15 protein-coding genes and 1 pseudogene are annotated in these 17,055 nt (G+C 60.7%); 10 read left to right on the top strand and 6 right to left on the bottom strand.

What is annotated here, in order from left to right; translation table 11 throughout:
• Window positions 1–8: 8 nt before the first annotated feature.
• A complete protein-coding gene (locus BK660_RS23775; RefSeq protein WP_123435350.1) occupies window positions 9–803 on the bottom strand; it encodes an IclR family transcriptional regulator in 795 nt (264 codons plus the stop codon).
• Window positions 804–967: 164 nt separating this feature from the next.
• Between BK660_RS23775 and hmgA the strand changes: the two genes are divergently transcribed.
• Genes hmgA through maiA form a run of 3 tightly spaced genes read left to right on the top strand, consistent with a single transcriptional unit; the run spans window position 968 to window position 4,228 of the window.
• A complete protein-coding gene (gene hmgA, locus BK660_RS23780) occupies window positions 968–2,272 on the top strand; it encodes a homogentisate 1,2-dioxygenase (protein ID WP_123435351.1) in 1,305 nt (434 codons plus the stop codon).
• Between the two features lie 3 nt (window positions 2,273–2,275).
• Window positions 2,276–3,580, top strand: coding sequence for a fumarylacetoacetase (gene fahA / locus BK660_RS23785; protein ID WP_123435352.1), 1,305 nt, complete (start codon window positions 2,276–2,278; stop codon window positions 3,578–3,580).
• Between the two features lie 12 nt (window positions 3,581–3,592).
• Window positions 3,593–4,228: a maleylacetoacetate isomerase gene (gene maiA / locus BK660_RS23790; protein ID WP_123435353.1), complete on the top strand. Its 636-nt coding sequence runs from the start codon at window positions 3,593–3,595 to the stop codon at window positions 4,226–4,228.
• Window positions 4,229–4,342: 114 nt separating this feature from the next.
• Here maiA and BK660_RS23795 read toward each other — a convergent pair whose 3' ends face one another.
• Window positions 4,343–5,146 carry a SirB1 family protein gene (locus tag BK660_RS23795; protein WP_123435354.1) on the bottom strand — a complete coding sequence of 268 codons (804 nt, stop codon included), beginning with the start codon at window positions 5,144–5,146 and terminating at the stop codon, window positions 4,343–4,345.
• Window positions 5,147–5,329: 183 nt separating this feature from the next.
• On the opposite strand from BK660_RS23795, the gene BK660_RS23800 reads away from it, so the two are divergent.
• Window positions 5,330–6,349 (top strand): Glu/Leu/Phe/Val dehydrogenase family protein, encoded by a 1,020-nt coding sequence (locus BK660_RS23800; protein WP_123435355.1) that lies wholly within the window; start codon window positions 5,330–5,332, stop codon window positions 6,347–6,349.
• 181 nt (window positions 6,350–6,530) lie between these two features.
• Here the strand turns inward: BK660_RS23800 and BK660_RS23805 are convergent.
• Window positions 6,531–6,770 (bottom strand): annotated as a pseudogene (locus BK660_RS23805) (YebG family protein); the annotation flags it as partial.
• Window positions 6,771–7,137: 367 nt separating this feature from the next.
• On the opposite strand from BK660_RS23805, the gene BK660_RS23815 reads away from it, so the two are divergent.
• Complete coding sequence (locus tag BK660_RS23815) at window positions 7,138–7,638, top strand: phosphate-starvation-inducible protein PsiE (protein ID WP_027924586.1); 501 nt, start codon at window positions 7,138–7,140, stop codon at window positions 7,636–7,638.
• On the opposite strand, the gene BK660_RS23820 is transcribed toward BK660_RS23815, so the two are convergent.
• Together BK660_RS23820 and BK660_RS23825 are read right to left on the bottom strand one after the other, a co-directional pair.
• Window positions 7,635–7,952 carry a DUF3509 domain-containing protein gene (locus BK660_RS23820; RefSeq protein ID WP_123435358.1) on the bottom strand — a complete coding sequence of 106 codons (318 nt, stop codon included), beginning with the start codon at window positions 7,950–7,952 and terminating at the stop codon, window positions 7,635–7,637. The two genes, BK660_RS23815 and BK660_RS23820, sit on opposite strands and share 4 nt — an antisense overlap.
• A 264-nt stretch (window positions 7,953–8,216) precedes the next feature.
• Entirely contained in the window at window positions 8,217–9,593 is a 1,377-nt protein-coding gene (locus BK660_RS23825) for an L-serine ammonia-lyase (RefSeq protein WP_123435359.1), read from the bottom strand.
• Between the two features lie 135 nt (window positions 9,594–9,728).
• On the opposite strand from BK660_RS23825, the gene BK660_RS23830 reads away from it, so the two are divergent.
• The 5 genes from BK660_RS23830 (at window position 9,729) to BK660_RS23850 (ending at window position 15,948) form a co-directional block, all read left to right on the top strand.
• Window positions 9,729–10,676 (top strand): LysR substrate-binding domain-containing protein, encoded by a 948-nt coding sequence (locus BK660_RS23830; protein ID WP_123435360.1) that lies wholly within the window; start codon window positions 9,729–9,731, stop codon window positions 10,674–10,676.
• Window positions 10,677–10,889: 213 nt separating this feature from the next.
• A complete protein-coding gene (locus BK660_RS23835; protein ID WP_123435361.1) occupies window positions 10,890–11,297 on the top strand; it encodes an HPF/RaiA family ribosome-associated protein in 408 nt (135 codons plus the stop codon).
• Between the two features lie 438 nt (window positions 11,298–11,735).
• Window positions 11,736–12,299, top strand: coding sequence for an RNA polymerase sigma factor (locus tag BK660_RS23840; RefSeq protein ID WP_123435362.1), 564 nt, complete (start codon window positions 11,736–11,738; stop codon window positions 12,297–12,299).
• Window positions 12,296–13,285, top strand: coding sequence for a FecR family protein (locus tag BK660_RS23845; RefSeq protein ID WP_123435363.1), 990 nt, complete (start codon window positions 12,296–12,298; stop codon window positions 13,283–13,285). The genes BK660_RS23840 and BK660_RS23845 overlap by 4 nt, the downstream gene beginning before the upstream one ends.
• A gap of 233 nt (window positions 13,286–13,518) precedes the next feature.
• Entirely contained in the window at window positions 13,519–15,948 is a 2,430-nt protein-coding gene (locus tag BK660_RS23850; RefSeq protein WP_123435364.1) for a TonB-dependent siderophore receptor, read from the top strand.
• Window positions 15,949–16,083: 135 nt separating this feature from the next.
• On the opposite strand, the gene BK660_RS23855 is transcribed toward BK660_RS23850, so the two are convergent.
• The gene (locus tag BK660_RS23855) at window positions 16,084–16,959 is read right to left on the bottom strand and encodes a helix-turn-helix domain-containing protein (protein WP_123435365.1); all 876 of its coding nucleotides are present in this window, start codon (window positions 16,957–16,959) and stop codon (window positions 16,084–16,086) included.
• Window positions 16,960–17,055 lie beyond the last annotated feature (96 nt).

The raw sequence follows: 17,055 nt of genomic DNA on the forward strand, positions 1-17,055 counted from the left end.
CGTCTGGTTCAGCGACTGACATTGGCGGGCTGATACCCCATCCGCCAACTCACGGCCCGCGTCGCCGCCAGCAATCGCTGCGCCGCCGGGCCGTTTTCGTCGGCGTGAAACAACGAGGTCGGGCCGACAATGGTCAAGACCGCCGCGACATTCCCCACGGCGTTGAATACCGGTGCCGACAAGGCGTCCACCCCTGGCATCAACAACCCATGCACATGATGCAGGCCGCGTTCGCGGATCTGTTCGCACAAGGCCGCATACGTTTGATCGTCCGCCAAGATGTGGTCCGTGGCGTTGTGCAGTTCCTGATCGCGCAAGTCCACGGTTTCCCGTTTCGGTAGATAAGCGCCAAACACCAGGCCAGTGGACGAACTGAGTAATGGCAGCACCGAACCCAATTGCGTCACCACCGTCACCGCGCGCACGGCCGGTTCGATGTGCACCACGGTCGCGCCCTGATTGCCCCATACCGCCAGAAAGCAGGTCTCGTTCAGTTCATCGCGCAATTCGGCCAAGGGCAGGGCGGCGACTTTCAGCACGTCCATACTGTTGAGTGCAGCGAGCCCCACACGCAAGGCTTCACGACCGAGGCCGTAATGGTTGGTGGCAGGGTTCTGCTCGGCAAAACCGCTGGCGATCAGCGCCTGCAAATAGCGGTGAACCTTGCTCGCCGGCATCTGCACGTGTTCGGCCAGGCGCGAAAGCGAAGTCGAGGGCGACAACTCGGCCAACGCCTTGAGGATGTCGGTGCCGACCTCGGCCGAGCGGACTTTCTGTTTATCGTTGCTGCGCGGCGTTTCCATGGAGGCGGTCTGATCCCGGGACGAATGGGCGTCTTTATAGCTTGACGGTCAATACCAATCAAATTACGTTATGCGTAATCAGATTACGATAAAAATAACCCTGGCGTGCCGAACCTCTGCAACAGAGTGACAGGCCATCGCCTAGTCCCCGTTCAGGAGGCTCCATGAACCCTGATTCAACCGCGCCAGCACTGGCTTATCAGTCCGGCTTCGGCAACGAATTCAGCAGTGAAGCGTTGCCCGGCGCACTGCCCATCGGTCAGAACTCCCCGCAAAAAGCCCCGTATGGCCTCTACACCGAATTGTTCTCCGGCACTGCGTTCACCATGGCCCGCAGCGAAGCACGGCGTACCTGGATGTACCGCATTCAGCCATCGGCCAATCACCCGGCGTTCGTCAAACTGGAGCGGCAACTGGCCGGCGGTCCGTTGGGTGAAGTGACGCCCAACCGTCTGCGCTGGAACCCGTTGGACATCCCGACCGAGCCGACCGATTTCATCGACGGATTGGTGAGCATGGCGGCCAACTCGGGTGCGGAAAAACCGGCCGGAATCAGCATCCATAGCTATCGCGCCAACCGTTCCATGGAGCGCGTGTTCTTCAACGCTGACGGCGAAATGTTGTTGGTGCCTGAACTGGGGCGCTTGCGCATTGCCACTGAACTCGGCGTGCTGGAGCTGGAGCCGCTGGAGATCGCCGTGCTGCCGCGCGGGCTGAAATTCCGCGTCGAACTGCTCGACCCGCATGCACGCGGTTACATCGCCGAGAACCACGGCGCACCGTTGCGTCTGCCGGATCTGGGGCCGATCGGCAGCAATGGCCTCGCCAACCCGCGGGACTTCCTGACGCCGGTTGCGCACTACGAACACCTCAAGCAACCGACCACCCTGGTGCAGAAATTCCTCGGCCAGTTGTGGGGCTGTGAGCTCGATCATTCGCCGCTGAACGTGGTCGCCTGGCACGGCACTAACGTGCCGTACAAATATGACCTGCGCCGTTTCAACACCATCGGCACGGTCAGTTTTGATCATCCGGATCCGTCGATTTTCACTGTCCTGACCTCGCCGACCAGCGTGCACGGTTTGGCTAACCTGGACTTCGTGATCTTCCCGCCACGCTGGATGGTCGCCGAGAAAACCTTCCGTCCGCCGTGGTTCCACCGCAACCTGATGAACGAATTCATGGGCCTGATCCAGGGCGCCTACGATGCCAAGGCCGAAGGCTTTGTGCCCGGCGGTGCGTCCTTGCACAGCTGCATGAGCGCTCATGGCCCGGACGGCGAAACCTGCACCAAGGCCATCAACGCTGAGCTGGCGCCGGCGAAAATCGACAACACCATGGCGTTCATGTTCGAGACGAGCCAGGTCTTGCGCCCGAGCCGTTTTGCCCTCGACTGTCCGCAACTGCAAACCAACTACGATGCCTGCTGGGCCACGCTGCCCGCCACTTTCGACCCGACCCGGAGATAACCCATGACTCAGACTTCCATCACTCGTAGCTGGGTTGCCTCCGCCAACGGCCATACCGATTTCCCGCTGCAAAACCTGCCATTGGGCGTGTTCAGCGTGAACGGTTCGGCCCCGCGTAGCGGCGTGGCGATTGGCGACCATATCTTTGATCTCGAGGCGGCGCTGGACGCCGGCCTGTTCGACGGCGCCGCCAAAGCCGCTGTTGAAGCGACCCGTGGCGGTCAGTTGAATGCGTTTTTCGAACTCGGTCGCGGAGCTCGTGTTGCCCTGCGTGAACGCTTGATCGAACTGTTCAAGGAAGGCAGCACCCTGCACGGCAAGATCGAAGCCCAAGGCGCAAAACTGCTGCCATTGGCGGCTCAGTGCACGATGCACCTGCCAGCGAAAATCAACGATTACACCGACTTTTATGTGGGCATCGAGCACGCACAAAATGTCGGCAAACTGTTCCGCCCCGATAACCCGCTGCTGCCGAACTACAAGTACGTGCCGATCGGCTACCACGGTCGCGCCTCGACCATTCGCCCGTCCGGGACTGACGTTCGTCGTCCGAAAGGGCAGACCTTGCCGGCCGGTCAGACCGAACCGACGTTTGGTCCGTGCGCACGCCTGGATTACGAGTTGGAACTGGGCATCTGGATTGGCCAGGGTAATGAGATGGGCGACTCGATCGTCATCGGTGACGCCGCCGATCACATCGCCGGTTTCTGCCTGCTCAACGACTGGTCGGCGCGTGATATCCAGGCCTGGGAATACCAGCCGTTGGGCCCGTTCCTGTCGAAAAGCTTTATCACCAGCATCTCGCCGTGGGTCGTCACCGCCGAAGCGCTGGAGCCGTTCCGTCGTGCTCAACCGGCACGTCCTGAAGGCGATCCACAGCCGCTGCCGTACCTGTTCGACAAGCGCGACCAGGCCGCTGGTGGTTTCGATATCGAGCTGGAAGTGCTGCTGCTCACCGAAGGCCTGCGCGAGCAAAACCTGCCGGCCCATCGCCTGACGCTCAGCAACACCCAACACATGTACTGGACCGTGGCGCAAATGGTTGCGCACCACAGCGTCAACGGCTGCCAGTTGCAGGCCGGCGACCTGTTCGGTTCGGGCACCTTGTCCGGTCCGCAAAACGGGCAGTTCGGCAGCCTGCTGGAAATCACCGAAGGCGGTAAAAAGCCGATCGAACTGGCATCGGGCGAAGTGCGTAAATTCCTTGAAGACGGCGACGAGATCATCCTGCGTGCCCGTTGCAGCCGTGAGGGGTTCGCGTCCATCGGCTTCGGCGAATGCCGCGGCAAAGTACTGCCGGCGCGTTAAGAGGATCGGGTCATGGAACTCTATACCTACTACCGTTCGACCTCGTCGTATCGGGTGCGTATCGCACTGGCGCTCAAGGGACTGGATTACCAGGCCTTGCCGGTCAACCTGATTGCACCGCCAGGTGGCGAACATCGCCAGCCGGCCTACTTGGGCATCAACCCGCAAGGCCGGGTGCCGGCCTTGCGCACGGATGAAGGCGACCTGTTGATTCAGTCGCCGGCGATCATCGAATACCTCGAAGAACGTTATCCACAGGTGCCGCTGCTGTCCCAAGACCTTGCCGTCCGCGCGCATGAGCGCGGTATGGCGGCGGTGATTGGTTGCGACGTGCATCCGCTGCACAACGTCAGCGTGCTCAACAAGCTGCGCCAGTTGGGCCACGACGAACCGCAAGTGGTGGAGTGGATCGGGCACTGGATCAGCCAGGGGTTGGCGACGGTGGAGCAGTTGATCGGGGATGAGGGTTATTGCTTTGGCGATGAACCGGGATTGGCGGATGTCTACCTGATCCCTCAGCTGTACGCGGCCGAACGATTCAACATCTCCCTCGAAGCGTATCCGCGGATTCGCCGGGTAGCGGCGCTGGCAGCCACGCATCCCGCGTTCATCAAGGCCCACCCGGCCAACCAGCCAGACACCCCATAAAGCCTCACCCGATCAAAATGTGGGAGCGGGCTTGCTCGCGAAGGCGTCGTGTCAGTCGACATCTACTTGACTGACACACCGCTTTCGCGAGCAAGCCCGCTCCTACAGGGGTTCTCAGTGGACGATTGAGTTGGGAGGCAGGTGCCCCAGGCGTTCGGTCAGGCGAATCCGCTGGATCGGGTCGTCGCTGAGCAACAGCGCATGCTCCAGATCGAAGCGCTCGGCATTCGGGCAGTCCAGGCGCTGATAGAGGCTGGCCCGGGCCAGGTAATCGGCGGCACTGGCGTTGCCCAGTTCCAGTACGCGTTCGGCATCGATCAGGGCGCCAATGTAGTCATCGTGGGAGAGGTGCAGTTGACGCAGGTTTCGCGACAGGCGTTGCAGCATCTGCACCGGGTCCGCCGTCAGTAAATGATCGGCGTTGAGTTTCATGTTCGGGCCGTACTGGCGTTGCAGCAGTTCCCGGCAGTCATTGGGGTACAACCGGCGTCCGCCACAGGGGTCCAGCAGATGGTCGGCGCCTGGTACCCGCAGCAGGAAGTGCCCCGGGAAGTTTACCCCCACCAACGGAATTTCCAGGCGCTTGGCCAACTCCAGCGCAATCAGCCCAAGGGACAGCGGCTGGCCGCGCCGCAGTTCCAGCACTTTATTGAGCAAAGCCACTTGCGGGCGCAATGGCGTGAAGTCGTCCTGCGCGAAGCCCAGGTCATTCATCCGCCGCAACAACGGCTGGGCCAGCTCGCTGACCGGCAACATCGGCAAGCCATAGCTGACTTGTTGCGTCAGGTCGCTGAAGTCGGCCAGTACCGCTTCGGGACTCAACCTGGAATCGTGCTCGACCGCCATCCATAGCGCCGCTTCGAACAGCGCAGGCGGTGAACGTTGCAGGCAATCGAAGAAGCGTTGGCGGGGCGTCATCAAAATCTCCGGCGGATGCCTCGTTTTAGCCCCGTCTCCGACATTCGTCCAGTGCTGCACACATCCGGTTTCAGGTTATGTCCGAAAGCCTGCAAAGCAGCGCCGCTTATTCCGGTGCGCTTCTGCAATTTTTGGGCGCAAGCCTATACTGGCGACTACAAGAAGTGATTCGGGAGCCCCACGATGTTCGCTCTCATGCAAAGCACTCGCCTTGAATCGCTGCATCTGAGCGTCGACCCGGTCACCGGGTTGAAGGCGGTCATTGCCATTCATAACAGCCGGCTCGGGCCCGCCCTGGGCGGTTGTCGTTACCTTGCCTATCCCAGCGACGAATCCGCGGTCGAGGATGCCATACGCCTGGCGCAAGGCATGAGTTACAAGGCTGCGCTGGCCGGCCTCGCCCAGGGCGGTGGCGTGGCGGTGATTGTTCGCCCGATCCATGTGGAAAATCGCGGCGCGCTGTTCGAAGCGTTCGGACGCTGTATCGATCAGCTCGACGGCCGCTACATCACCGCCATCGACAGCGGCACCTCGGTGGCGGACATGGATTGCATCGCCCAGCAAACCCAACACGTCACCAGCACCACGTCGGCCGGCGATCCTGCGCCGCATGCCGCCATGGGCGTGTTCACCGGTATTCGAGCGACCGCGATGGCGCGTCTGGGCAGCGATAACCTGGAAGGCCTGCGGGTGGCGATTCAAGGCTTGGGTAATGTCGGTTATGCGCTCGCCGAACAACTGCACGCTGCCGGCGCGGAACTGCTGGTCAGCGATATCGATCACGGCAAGGTGCAACTGGCGATGGAGCAACTCGGCGCCCACCCGATTGCCAACGACGCACTGCTCAGCACCCCGTGTGACATCCTCGCGCCGTGCGGTCTGGGTGGCGTGCTCAACAGCCACACCGTGACACAACTGCGCTGCTCGGCGGTGGCCGGCTCTGCGAACAATCAACTGACGCACCTGGAAGTCGCCGATCAACTGGAGCGGCGAGGCATCCTGTATGCGCCGGACTACGTGATCAATTCCGGTGGGCTGATCTACGTTTCGCTCAAACACCGCGGCGAAGAGCTGACGACCATCACCGCGCACCTGTCGAAAATCGCCTCACGGCTGACCGAAGTCTTCGCCCATGCCCAAGCGGAAAAACGTTCGCCTGCGCGAGTAGCGGACGAATTGGCAGAGAAAGTCTTGTACCGCTGAGCCATCCTTTTATCCGGGATATGAAAAAGGCCCTGAGTCCTTCGACTCAGGGCCTATTCAATTCGGGCATTACTTACTTCGGCGTCTTGGCCGCTTTGGCGGGCTTGGCCGGCGCTGATTCAGCGGCTTCAACCGACTCGGCAGGTTCAGCCTGTGCCACCACTTCAACCGGTGCATTCAGCAATTCGGACAACGCATCCGGCTGGCTCTTGAATGCCTTGGCGAACACATCGCGATTCTTCGCCATGTAGATCCCGGCTTCTTCCACTTGCTGCTCGGTCAGGGACGGAACGGCTTTTTGCAACACTTCAGCCAGCAATTCAGCCAGTTCGAGCATTTTGTCATGACGGTCAGCTTCGGCTTTATCCATGAACAAGCGCTCCAGATCTCGGCTGCTGCGGTATACCACTTCGACGGCCATTCACCACCTCACATGCCTTCACATTAGTTGTCTGTTTCGACCACTGTATTTATATACAGCGAAAAGGATAAGCGAATCCCTGCGCTTTGGGTAGTGGCTTTTTAATGTAGACCGAAATTGGCGTTTGTCAGGTGAGCCGTGTGGCACCCTTCGCGAGCAGGCTCGCTCCCACATTGGTTTTGTGCACGCCACAGATCCCCTGTGGGAGCGAGCCTGCTCGCGAAGGGGCCCGCCCAGACACCAAAAAAGTGTCCAGCAACAACTCATCACCATCTCACCGAGAGCGACTGGCCTTTTTTCTGCATGCAGAACAACCGTCACGTCAATCCAGCATCATCCGCTCCAACCGAGCTAAGGAAGCAACACTGTGAAAATCAACTGGGCCGAGAACCTGCGGCAGAACGTGCACCAACTGGCCGAGTCCCTGGGCAACCTGTTCGTCGAGACCTTCCACTACCTGGCGCTGTTCGCCATCGGTGCGGTGACCGCGTACGCCGCGGTGATGGAATTCTTGCAGATGATCGAAGCAGGGCACATCAAGATCGACGACATCTTGCTGCTGTTCATCTACCTCGAATTGGGGGCGATGGTCGGGATTTACTTCAAGACCAATCACATGCCGGTGCGATTCCTGATATACGTGGCGATCACCGCGCTGACGCGGCTGCTGATCTCCAACGTCTCGCACCACAATCCGCCGGACGTGGGGATCATCTACCTGTGCGGCGGGATTCTGCTGCTGGCGTTTTCGATTCTGGTGGTGCGCTACGCCTCGTCGCAATTCCCTTCGGTGAAGATCGAACACCCGCAACGCAAGGTCGGTGCGGGTTCCAGTGAACATCCCGAAGTGGAGAAGGGCGAGCTTTAAAGCCGGATCGCAGGTCGCGGCTGGCCTTTGACTGGCGGCGGTGGCAGGGAGCGACTGTCGCCGTCGGTCATGGCCTCGAGGATGGTCATGGCACTGTGGCCCTGCTCGATGGCGATGCCGAACTGAATGCTTTGCACCAGGCGCTTCAGGCGCTTGGGGTCATTGCGTTGTTCTGCACTGATCATCCGTTTGGCCACCACGCGGCCGCTGTTGGAGAGGGTCAGCATGATGCTGCCGTCCAGACCCTGAATGCTCAGGTTGATCTGGTAATCCGGTGCAAAGGCATCGGTAATGACCTGAAAGGGGTTGTCCATGATGCGTCACCGCCTGATTGAACGTGCAGTTGTTGACCGGCCATATTCGGGTTGGTTCGCACCACCAGACCATCGGCCGATCGCTCGCTGAGGTTTCAACAGTCCTTTTGCCTCAGAGGTGACGTAGCAAGGGGCATGCCGGAAAAATTGTCGGACAATGATCACGGCAAAAAACAGGCGGGCGCCCCGACAATCAGGCAGCCCGCCTTCTTATTGCCTGCCCGTTTCAGGGCATGAATGCGCAGATGACCGCAGACAGTGCAATCAGCACTCCACCCAGCTCACCGCCAAACCGCCGCGTGACGTCTCTTTGTATTTGTCATGCATGTCGGCGCCGGTATCACGCATGGTGCGGATCACCCGGTCCAGAGAAATGAAGTGTTTGCCGTCACCACGCAGGGCCATTTGCGTGGCGTTGATCGCCTTCACGGCGGCAATTGCGTTGCGCTCGATGCACGGCACCTGGACCAGGCCGCCGACCGGGTCGCAGGTCAGGCCGAGGTTGTGTTCCAGGCCGATTTCGGCAGCGTTTTCCAGTTGCTCCGGGGTGGCGCCAAGCACGTCGGCCAGACCGGCGGCGGCCATCGCGCAGGCTGAACCGACTTCGCCCTGACAGCCGACTTCGGCGCCGGAGATCGAGGCGTTTTTCTTGCACAGGATGCCGACTGCCGCCGCGCCCAGAAAGAACGCGACCACGTCATCGTCCGACGCGTCCGGGTTGAACTTCATGTAGTAATGCAGCACCGCCGGAATGATCCCCGCCGCACCGTTGGTCGGTGCCGTGACCATGCGCCCGCCTGCGGCGTTTTCTTCGTTGACGGCGAGGGCAAACAGGTTGACCCATTCCATGGCCGACAGGGTGGAGGTGATGACATTCGGCTTGCCGATTTCCAGCAGGCTGCGGTGCAGTTTCGCCGCACGACGCGGCACGTTCAGGCCGCCGGGCAGAATGCCCTCGTGACGCAAACCCTGTTCGACACACTCGCGCATCACTGACCAGATGTGCAGCAAGCCCTGGCGGATCTCGGCTTCGCTGCGCCAGGCCAATTCATTGGCCATCATCAATTCGCAAACCCGCAGGCCATGCTGGTTGCAGAGCCGGAGCAATTCGGCGGCGCTGGAGAAATCGTACGGCAGCACCACATCGCTGGCCGGCGCGATGCCGGACTCGGCTTGGGCCGCTTCGATGATGAAACCGCCGCCGACCGAGTAGTACGTTTGCTCGTAGAGTTCGCCGGAATCGCCGAACGCTGTCAGCGACATCGCGTTGGGATGGTAGGGCAGGCTCTCGTCCAGCAGCAGGAGATCGCGCTGCCAGTCGAAGGCAATTGTGGATTTGCCGGCGAGGGACAATTCACCGGTTTCGCGCAAGGTCTTGATACGGCTGTCGATGGAGGTGGGATCGATGCTGTCCGGCCATTCGCCCATCAGGCCCATGACGCAGGCGCGGTCGGTCGCGTGGCCGACGCCGGTGGCTGAGAGGGAGCCATACAAGCGGATTTCTACCCGACGTACGGTGTCCAGCAAATGTTGGTCAATCAGCGCCTGGGCGAAGGTCGCGGCGGCGCGCATCGGGCCGACGGTGTGGGAACTGGACGGACCGATGCCGACTTTGAAAAGATCGAAAACACTGATAGCCATGCTAAACCCTATACAAGCAATGGAAGAGAAATCGCTGCCATTTTTGTAGGACAAGCGCAATGTCGGCGATACTGCCTGCCTCGGTCCAGCGTGACCAACGAAACTTCCTAAGATAGCCTTTAGCAGGACTAAACGATGAGTCGTCAATTGCATGCTCAGACGTACGTCTGGCTGCACGTGTTTTCCTGTGCCGCGCGGCACTTGTCGTTCACCCGTTGCGCTGAAGAACTGCACATCACGCCCGGTGCGGTCAGTCAGCAAATCCGGCAACTGGAAGAGCGTTTGGGTTTCCGCCTGTTTCACCGTCGTGCGCGAGGTGTGGAACTGAGTGCCGAAGGCCAGCGCTTGGCCATTACCGTTAACGAGGCGTATGGCAGCATCGATGCGGAACTGCGCCGACTGGACGCCGGAATGATCAGCGGAACGTTGCGGCTGCGTTCAATTCCATCGTTCCTGAGCAAATGGCTGACCCCGCGCCTGCCACGTTTGCAGCAGCGCTTTCCAGACATCCAGTTGCGCCTGGTGGCCGAGGACAGCAGCGTGCCGCTGCACGAGGGGGATTTCGATCTGGCCATCGACCTCAACGATGGCAGCTACCCGGGCCTGTTATCCACAGCCCTGCTCGACGAGCAGATTTTCCCTGTCTGTGCACCGAGCCTGCTGCGAGGCCGACCGCCGCTGCATGGCCCGGCAGACCTGGTGCATTTCCCGTTGTTGCACGACATCACCGCCTGGCGCGGCAGCTATGAATACGCGGAATGGGAGTTCTACCTCAATGCCATCGGCTTCGAGGGCGCCGACGTGCGGCGCGGGCACACATTCAATCGCAATCACCTGACCATCGAAGCGGCCATTGCCGGGATGGGCGTGGCGATTGCGCGGCGCACATTGCTCAACGATGAGCTGGAGCGGGGGACATTGATTGTGCCGTTCGGGCTGGCGGTGCCCAATTACAAACGCTACATGCTGCTGTATGCGCCGGGGGCCCTGAGCCATCCTGGCGTGCGCGCGGTGCATGACTGGCTGGTGGAGGAGGCGGGGATCTTTCGAAGTCTGCACCCGCTGGCAGAGCAGCAGATGTGAGCAATTATGACAAAGAAGCGTGTCGACCCAACTCCCGACATTAACAGCGCTTTTGCTCGTTGTCCGGGTTTTTTTGCGAATCCATATTTATCTTTTTTTAGGGGTTGAATTGTTCTGCGCGCAGACCGATTGTGTAAGTAAGAGGTCACGGTGATGACGCCCAAGGGCTAGCCGAAGGGCCTCTCGCGAGCTAGCTGAAATAAGGGATGAACTATGCAAATCCAAGTCAACAGCGATAACCATATTCAAAGCAGCATCCGACTGGAGGAGTGGGTACGTACTACCATTGAGAGCACGCTCGAACGTTATGCAGAGGACCTGACCCGCGTCGAGGTCCACCTGTCAGACGAAAACGGCGACAAGCCCGGACCGCACGACATGCGCTGCCAGCTGGAAGCGCGGCCAAAAGGCCACCAACCGATTTCTGTCACCCATAAAGCCGATAACCTGGAACTGGCGATCGACGGCGCGGCCGAAAAACTCGAACATGCGCTGGAACACCTGTTTGGCAAACTGCGGGGCAAACCACGTGCCGCTGTGGTGCCGTTCGAACGAGTTGCAGCCGATGAGCTGCTTGAGGAAGAATTTCTCGAGAACGAGCAGGCCGCACAAAACGGCTGACAGCTGATTCGCTTTTTACCTTTCCACCACTGAAAACGGGCCTGCTGATGCAGGCCCGTTCTTGTTTCTGGGTTCACAAATTCCTGTGGCTTCATGGGATCCCTGTGGCGAGGGGGCTGCCCCCGTTCAGCTGCGAAGCAGTCGCAAAACCTGCTATGAGGTTTTCTCTGACACAACTCATTGGATGGTTCTGGGACCGCTTCGCAGTCCAACGGGGGCAAGCCCCCTCGCCACAGGGGTGTAACCCCTCAGAAATGTCACCCGCCGGCAATCGGATCTCTTTGCGTATGAGAATATTTATCATTAATATTGCGCCCTCGCTGGCCCCATGACTTTCACGCGGCCTTACCGGTTTCAAGGTCGCACCATGAAAGACACCACCACGCTCCCCGGTTTTCTCTCGATTGGCCATTGCCGCTTGTGTGCAGGGATGACCGGATGATCACCCTCCCACCCGAATCACACGACGAGGAACATCGCGGGGCGCGTGCGCATTTCCTGCAGGTGTTTCTTTCCCAGCGTTCGCAAATGGAAGCTTTGGTGAACCGGCGCGTGGGGTGTCGGGCGACGGCGGCGGACCTGGTGCAGGATTTGTTCCTGCGTTTCTGGCGGCGGCCGCTGGTGCAGGTCGAGGAGCTCAGCACCTACCTGCTGCGTTGCGCCGGCAACATCGCCATCGACCATTTGCGCAGCGAAGGCACGCGGGTGCGGGTCAATGAAGGCTGGATGCCGGACGCGCCAGACAGCCACGGCAGTGAGCCGCAAGCCGCCCTGGAAGCCGGCAACGATTTACGTCACGTCGAAGCCGCGTTGCGTGCCCTGCCGGAACGCACGCGGCAGATCTTCCTGCTCAACCGCATCCACGGTCGCAAATACGCCGAAATCGCCAAGGCCATGGGCTTGTCCCAAAGCGCCGTGGAAAAACATATGATGCGCGCCCTCGATGCCTGCAAGGCCAGCCTGCGGGAACCACCCACGCGCACGCCAGGGAAAGCACCGTGAATCAGCTCGAACGCGTCACCCCGACGCCCGCTCAGGAACAGGCCGCCTTCGCGTGGCTGTGCTTGCTGCATGACCAGCCCAGCAGTGGCGATCAACTCACGTTCAGTCACTGGTTGCAGGCAGATCCCGCCCACGCCGAGGCATATGCTCAGGCGCAGGTGCTGTGGGAATTGAGCGAATCGCCGGCGCGAACCCTGGCCGATGAAGACGCTTTCGCCTTGCAGGGCTATCTCAATGCCATGAATCAATCACGCCGCCACAGCATGCGGCGCTGGTCGGGTGCGCTGGCGATGGCGGCGTGCCTGTTGTTGATGATTGGCCTCGGCGCGGGTTGGCAGCCTGCGCGATGGATTGACGACCTGGGAGCGGACTATGTCTCGGCACCGGGGGAAATTCGCACCGTGACCTTGGCGGATCAGTCGCAAGTCACGCTGGATGCAGACAGTGCCATTGCGGTGGATTTCAGTCGCGGTGAGCGGCACGTCCAGTTGCGGCGTGGCGCCGGGTTTTTCAGCGTGACGCATACGGGTGATCCGTTTGTGGTCGACGCTGAACAGGGCCAGGCGAAAGTGCTGGGCACGCAGTTTGAAGTGCGCCTGCAACCCCAGGGTGCTCAGGTGACGGTGTTGTCCGGACGGGTCGGCGTGACAGCAAAGAAGTACGCCGAGCCACAAATACTGACCGCCGGCCAACAAGTGGCCTACGGCGAGGGCGCGGCGGAAAAACTGCATGCTGTGGACAGCGAGGCGCAATTGGCCTGGCGTCAGGGCTGGCTCAATTATTACAAGGCGACGTTGGCGGAGGTGGTGCAGGACCTCGGGCGCTATTACCCGGGGCGGATCGTGTTGCTCAACGATGAACTGGCTGCGCGGCGGATCAGTGGCAGCTTTCCGAGCAAGGACCCGCAAGCGGTGTTGAGTTCGTTGCAGGGGGTGTTGGGGTTTGAGCAGCACAACGTTTTGGGGCATCTGATTATTTTGCGTTGAGGCTGCTGGTCCCTTCGCGAGCAAGCCCGCTCCCACATTCGACCGAGTTCTCACATAGGAATGCGGTCGAATGTGGGAGCGGGCTTGCTCGCGAAGGCGTCCGATCAGCCAACACACAATCTCAAGTAAAAATATTTTCAAATTTCTAGTGAGGTAAACCCAACCCCCATCCGTGTAGTGACTGAAACTGCGAGTCATTCGCATCCGTAGCGGTTCTACACAGGTCATGAGCAATGAAGTCCAGGGCAAAATCGGGTTCGGTCAAACAGTGGTTGGGTGCTTCGGCGCTGAGTATGTCGGCGCTGGCGTTGTTACCATCGAGCATCGCCTCGGCGGCTGAAGCCAACAACACGCAACAGCGTGACCAGTTCAGTTTCGCCATCGCCGCCAAACCGCTGCCCCAGGCCCTGAGCGACTTCAGCCGGGTCACCGGCATCAGCGTGGTCTACACCGATGAAGCGCCGTACGGCCTCACCGCCCCGGCGATCAACGGCCAGTTGAGCGCCGAGCAAGCGATGCAGCGTTTGCTCAGCGGCTCAGGCTTCACCTATCGCCGCACCGATGCGCAAACCCTGATCCTTGAACCCGTGCCCACGGCCGGCACCTTGAACCTGGGCGCGACCACCATCACCTCGGTCGCCGATCAGTCCATGAGCTATCAACCGCCGCCCACCAGTTCGGTGATGCGCTCATCGGCCTTGCTCCAGGAAATCCCGCAGACCGTCAACGTCGTCCCGGCCCAGGTCATCCGCGATCAGCTGCCACGCAATCTGGATGACGCGCTGGCCAACGTCAGTGGCATCACCCAGGGCAACACGCTGGCGAGCACCCAGGACTCGGTGATGACCCGCGGTTTCGGTGACAACCGTAACGGCTCGATCATGCGCGACGGCATGCCGATCGTGCAGGGCCGCGGCATGAATGAAAGTATCGATCGCGTCGAAGTGCTCAAGGGCCCGGCCTCGCTGCTGTACGGCATTCAGGACCCGGGCGGGGTGGTCAACCTGGTCAGCAAGAAGCCGGAACTTGAGCAATACAACGCCCTGATGCTGCGCGGTTCGACCTATGGCGAGGGTAAAAACGGCAGCGGTGGCAGCTTCGACAGCACGGGCGCACTCGGCACCTCCGGCCTCGCTTACCGCATGGTCCTGGACCACGAAGATGAAGATTACTGGCGCAATTTCGGCACCCACCGCGAGTCGCTGGTGGCGCCGTCGCTGGCCTGGTTCGGCGAAAGCACCAAGCTGCTGTTTTCCTACGAACACCGCGAGTTCCTGACCCCGTTCGACCGTGGCACGATCATCGATCCGCGCACCAACCATCCGCTGGACATCTCGCGCAACGAGCGCCTCGACGAGCCGTTCAACAATATGGAAGGCCGTTCGGACCTGTACCACTTCGAGGCCGATCACGAACTCAACGACAACTGGACCGCCCACTTCGGTTACAGCTGGAACCGCGAAACCTACGACGCCAGCCAAGTGCGCGTTACCGCCATCGACACCAAAAAAGGCACGCTGACCCGCAGCATGGACGGCACGCAGAATGCGATCAGCACCGACCGCTTCACCACCGCCAGCCTCGAAGGCAATGTCGAGTTCGCCGGGATGAAACACGACCTGGTGTTCGGCGTCGACGACGAGTACCGCAAGATCTACCGCGAAGATCTGATCCGCCAGAAAAGCCTGAGCACCTTCAGCTACGTCAATCCGGTCTACGGCCGCGAAGTCGCTGGCACCACCGTCAGCCCGGCGGACAGCGCGCAAACCGATGAATTGCGCAGCGATTCGATCTTCCTGCAGGACTCGATTCACCTCACCGATCAATGGATTTTTGTCGCGGGCGGGCGCTTCCAGGAATACGACCAATACGCCGGCAAAGGCGTGCCGTTCCGGGCCAACACCGACAGCAACGGCCAGAAGTGGGTGCCGCGCGCGGGGCTGGTGTATCGCTACACCGATGAACTGTCGTTCTACGGCAGCTACACCGAATCGTTCAAACCCAACTCCACCATCGCGCCCTTGAGCGGCAGCAGCACCGTGCTCGACGGCAGCATCGCGCCGGAAGAAGCCAAGGCCTGGGAAATCGGTGCCAAGTTCGACCTGCCGGGGCGCATCACCGGTGACATCGCGCTGTTCGACATCAAGAAGCGCAACGTGCTGGTGGCCAACTCCGAAGGCCCGGTGACGATCTACAGCGCTGCCGGCGAAGTGCGTTCCAGTGGCCTGGAAGTGGACGTGACCGGCCAACTGACGGATCGCTGGAGCATGATTGGCAGCTACGCCTACACCGATGCCGAAGTCACCGAAGACCCGGACTACAAAGGCAAGCAGCTGCAAAACGTCGCCAAGAACAGCGGCTCGCTGTCGGCGGTCTATGACTTCGGCACCATTGTCGGTGGCGATCAGTTGCGGGTTGGCGCCGGGGCGCGTTACGTCGGTGAGCGGGCGGGGAATGCCGTCAACGATTTCGACCTGCCGAGCTACACCGTGGCCGATGCGTTCGCCACGTACGACACCAAGGTTGAAGGGCAGCGGGTCAAGTTTCAGCTCAACGTGAAGAACCTGTTTGACCGCACGTACTACACCTCGGCGGCGAGCCGGTTCTTTGTGTCGATGGGGGATTCGCGGCAGATTCTGTTGTCGAGCACGTTGGAGTTCTGATCCCAAACCGCGTCATCGTTCTTCGCGAGCAAGCCCGCTCCCACATTTGATCGCATGCCCATAGGATAACTCGGTCGAATGTGGGAGCGGGCTTGCTCGCGAAGGCTGCCTGACAGGCACCGACTATCTTGGGGCCTACCGCAAAAACGCCTGCCGATACTCCCTAGGCGTCCCACCTAAAGCCTGCCGAAACCGATTGGTAAAATGACTCGCACTGGCAAACCCGCACGCCAGCGCAATCTCCCCCAACGGCTGCGACGTCGAACGCAATAACGCCTGCGCCCGGCTCAATCGGCGAGCCAGCACATACTGATGCGGCGGCAAACCAAAGCTCTCGCGAAACATCCGCGCAAAGTGGTATTCCGACAGCGCACACAACGCGGCAAGTTGCCCAAGGCTGATGGCCTCGGCCAATTGATGATCGATGAACTCCACCAACTGCCGCCGCTGATGCGCCGCCAGTCCACCCTTGAGCCGCAATCCCTCGCGCATCCCGACCTGGCCCAGCAACACGTGGCTGAGCATTTCGTGGGCCAGGCTGCTGGTCAGCAAGCGTTCGCCGGGTTCGTCCCAGTTGAGGGTGAGTATCTGTCGAAAGCGCAAGGCTTGCGCCGGGTCGTCGAGGAAAGTCGCTTCGCGTAATTGCAGTTCACGCGGTTCGCGGTCCAGCAGCGTGACACAGCCGAGGGCGAATTGTTCGGGGCTGAAATACAGGTGGGCCAGGCGAATGTCGCCATTGATCACCCAGCCTGACTGATGATCCGCCGGCAGGATGCACAGCTTGTCCGGTCCGCCCTTGGTGCCGGGCTGGTCGCGGCGGAAGGTGCCGGTGCCGCCGGCGATGTAGCACGACAGCGTGTGATGGCTCGGCGCTTCGTAGTCCTGGGCGTCGTGATGGTTGCTCCACAAGGCTGCAGCCATGCCGTCACCGAGCTCGGCGCTGTGCTCGAGGCGAGCATTGGGCGAGCGGTTGAGGGCTTGAAAGACTTGCAGCGTTTCCAGTGCGGGCATGATCGGTTCTCTCCAACGCCTTGCATCCTACTCCGTAGACGTTGGCCTGCCAGCCTGCGGGCTGACAAAAGCGCAAGTTTATGCAAGTGCGAACCG

It is taken from the genome of Pseudomonas brassicacearum, assembly GCF_003732265.1.
Classification (GTDB): domain Bacteria; phylum Pseudomonadota; class Gammaproteobacteria; order Pseudomonadales; family Pseudomonadaceae; genus Aquipseudomonas; species Aquipseudomonas brassicacearum_D.

Bases quoted from the DNA above. Each gene is read 5' to 3' on its own strand.
- BK660_RS23775 (WP_123435350.1), bottom strand. From the start codon at position 803: ATGGAAACGCCGCGCAGCAACGATAAACAGAAAGTCCGCTCGGCCGAG.
- hmgA (WP_123435351.1), top strand. From the start codon at position 968: ATGAACCCTGATTCAACCGCGCCAGCACTGGCTTATCAGTCCGGCTTC.
- fahA (WP_123435352.1), top strand. From the start codon at position 2,276: ATGACTCAGACTTCCATCACTCGTAGCTGGGTTGCCTCCGCCAACGGC.
- maiA (WP_123435353.1), top strand. From the start codon at position 3,593: ATGGAACTCTATACCTACTACCGTTCGACCTCGTCGTATCGGGTGCGT.
- BK660_RS23795 (WP_123435354.1), bottom strand. From the start codon at position 5,146: ATGACGCCCCGCCAACGCTTCTTCGATTGCCTGCAACGTTCACCGCCT.
- BK660_RS23800 (WP_123435355.1), top strand. From the start codon at position 5,330: ATGTTCGCTCTCATGCAAAGCACTCGCCTTGAATCGCTGCATCTGAGC.
- BK660_RS23820 (WP_123435358.1), bottom strand. From the start codon at position 7,952: ATGGACAACCCCTTTCAGGTCATTACCGATGCCTTTGCACCGGATTAC.
- BK660_RS23825 (WP_123435359.1), bottom strand. From the start codon at position 9,593: ATGGCTATCAGTGTTTTCGATCTTTTCAAAGTCGGCATCGGTCCGTCC.
- BK660_RS23830 (WP_123435360.1), top strand. From the start codon at position 9,729: ATGAGTCGTCAATTGCATGCTCAGACGTACGTCTGGCTGCACGTGTTT.
- BK660_RS23835 (WP_123435361.1), top strand. From the start codon at position 10,890: ATGCAAATCCAAGTCAACAGCGATAACCATATTCAAAGCAGCATCCGA.
- BK660_RS23840 (WP_123435362.1), top strand. From the start codon at position 11,736: ATGATCACCCTCCCACCCGAATCACACGACGAGGAACATCGCGGGGCG.
- BK660_RS23850 (WP_123435364.1), top strand. From the start codon at position 13,519: ATGAAGTCCAGGGCAAAATCGGGTTCGGTCAAACAGTGGTTGGGTGCT.
- BK660_RS23855 (WP_123435365.1), bottom strand. From the start codon at position 16,959: ATGCCCGCACTGGAAACGCTGCAAGTCTTTCAAGCCCTCAACCGCTCG.